Annotated in this window: 1 protein-coding gene; it reads right to left on the bottom strand. The window is 46.1% G+C overall.

The genetic code is table 11. The features are described from left to right. Nucleotides 1-204: 204 nt before the first annotated feature. On the bottom strand, nucleotides 205-2,136 hold the full coding sequence (locus FTV13_RS15415; RefSeq protein WP_154320142.1) for an ATP-binding cassette domain-containing protein: 1,932 nt from the start codon (nucleotides 2,134-2,136) through the stop codon (nucleotides 205-207). Nucleotides 2,137-2,304 lie beyond the last annotated feature (168 nt).

Raw genomic sequence — 2,304 nt, 5'->3', positions numbered from 1 at the left:
AAAAATAAACTTATATGGCACTTGCGTAATTCACGACAAAATGTGTCAAGTTTTGAAGAAGAGATGCAGTACTCAAGAATAGCAAGGAACTACACGGAGATGAAAAGCAGGAGGAAAATATTAAAAATGGGTGGTTTTAATAAAAAAAAGAGATGAATAACGCTTGTTACTCATCTCTCAGATAATGGGGGTGTTGAAATAGTGTTAGAAGGACTGCTCCAGACTTTCCAGTTCCATCATTAGTTCCAGCATCTGTTCTTCGGCTGTTTCCAGTTTGGCTTTCAGCTCAGTTTGCTCATTCATCAGTTTGAGCAAATCATTTTTACGTGAGGCATCATATAAAGCACTATCTCCGAGCAAGCTTTGAATTTCAGCCAGTCGCGGCGTAACCTTTGAAATCTGTGTTTCACATTTTTCGATATTTTTACGAATCGGGCGGCTCAGTTCCCGCTGGCGTGCCGCTTCCTTACGCTGTGCTTCTTTGTCCAGTCTGGAAATGGTTGCTTTGACTTCGACCTGAGATTTCACCGGCTCGGCTGGCTTCTGCCCGTTTTTGATCATCTCAATGCGGGCCTGACGTAACCAGTCGGCATAAGCGGTCAGATCACCGTCAAATTCACGGCATTGACCATTATGTACCAGCAGCAATTCATCACAGACACTGGCAATCAGCTGGCGCTCATGCGATACCAGCACCACAGCACCTTCAAAATCCTGCAAGGCCATGGTCAATGCATGACGCATATCCAGATCTAAATGGTTGGTCGGCTCATCCAGAATCAACACGTTTGGACGCTGCCAGACAATCAATGCCAGAGCCAGACGGGCACGTTCACCGCCTGAGAAACTTTCACTTGGCGTATCCATGCGTTCGCCGCTAAAACCAAAACTGCCCAGGAAAGAACGCAGGCTGGCTTCACTGATTTTTTTATCGGCAATACGGGCCAGCTGTAACATCGGGCTGGCATTGCCATCCAGTGCATCCATTTGGTGTTGGGCAAAGTAGCCAATATTGAGCAGTTCTGAATCTTTACGCAGACCCTGAAGCAATTTTAAATCACCGACCAGCGATTTAATCAGGGTGGATTTACCGGCACCATTCATCCCGAGCAAACCAATCCGGCTGCTTGGCGTGATCTGTAAATTGACATTGGTGACAATCAGCTTGTCACCATAACCAATATCGGCATGTTCCAGTTGCAATAAAGGCGAACTCATTTTGGTCGGTTCACGGAAACTGAAGGTAAATGGTGTATCAACATGGGCAGCAGACAGTTCCTGCATACGCTCCAGCTGTTTGATCCGGCTCTGTGCCTGCTTGGCTTTGGTGGCTTTCGCTTTAAAACGGTCAATATATTTTTGCAGATGTGCGCGGGTTTCCAGCTGCTTTTCATAAGCCTGTTGCTGCTGCGCCAGACGTTCACTGCGGGTGCGCTCGAAGGTCGAGTAGTTACCGGTATATAAAATCAGTTCCTGATTTTCAATATGTAAAATATGATCGGTAATCGCATCGAGGAAATCCCGGTCATGCGAAATCAGCACCAGCGTACCTTCATAGGCTTTCAGCCAGTCTTCGAGCCAGAGAATGGCATCCAGGTCTAAATGGTTGGTCGGTTCATCAAGAAGGAGTAAATCGGAACGGCTCATCAGGGTACGCGCCAGATTCAGGCGCATGCGCCAGCCACCAGAAAAACTTGAAACATCCAGTTGGGATTGATGTTCAAAAAAGCCCAGACCGGCCATCAGTTGCGAAGCTTTGGCCGGCGCAGAATAACCTGAAATTTCATCAAAACGGCCATATAAATGGGCCAGTTCTGCATCATCCAGCTGATCTGGCTGCTCCAGTTTCTGTTGAATATCCCAGTATTCTTCATCGCCGGACAAGACGAAATCAATGGCTTTCATATTCAGCGCTTTGATTTCCTGCGCCATATGCGCCACGGTCCATACCGCAGGACGGGTCAACGAACCGGTGTCTGACTCCATGCCACCAAGCAAAGCTGAAAACAGGGTCGATTTCCCGGCACCATTGACACCGGTTAGGCCAATTTTCCATCCTGGGTGTAACTGCATCGACGCTTTTTGAAATAAAACACGTCCACCGCGACGTATAGATAACTGGTCTAACTGAATCATTGAGAAATCAAAGCTAAGAAATAAGATGCGCCTATTCTAAAGGAAAGCCTTGTGAAAATGAAAAATCTTGCGACTTTTACTGAAATGAGCCAGCTTTTAAATATTGTGAATTTATATATTATGGACGAATAAGTTGAGTATAAGCTCTATTTTCAGCATTAACAGTTG

It is taken from the genome of Acinetobacter sp. YH12235, from assembly GCF_013417705.1.
In the GTDB taxonomy this organism is placed as follows: domain Bacteria; phylum Pseudomonadota; class Gammaproteobacteria; order Pseudomonadales; family Moraxellaceae; genus Acinetobacter.
The sequence above is the reverse complement of the archived record's forward strand: the minus strand, read 5'-3'. Positions and strand labels throughout refer to the sequence as shown.

Excerpts from the sequence above, each read along its gene's own strand:
- FTV13_RS15415 (WP_154320142.1), bottom strand. The coding sequence starts at position 2,136 with ATGATTCAGTTAGACCAGTTATCTATACGTCGCGGTGGACGTGTTTTA.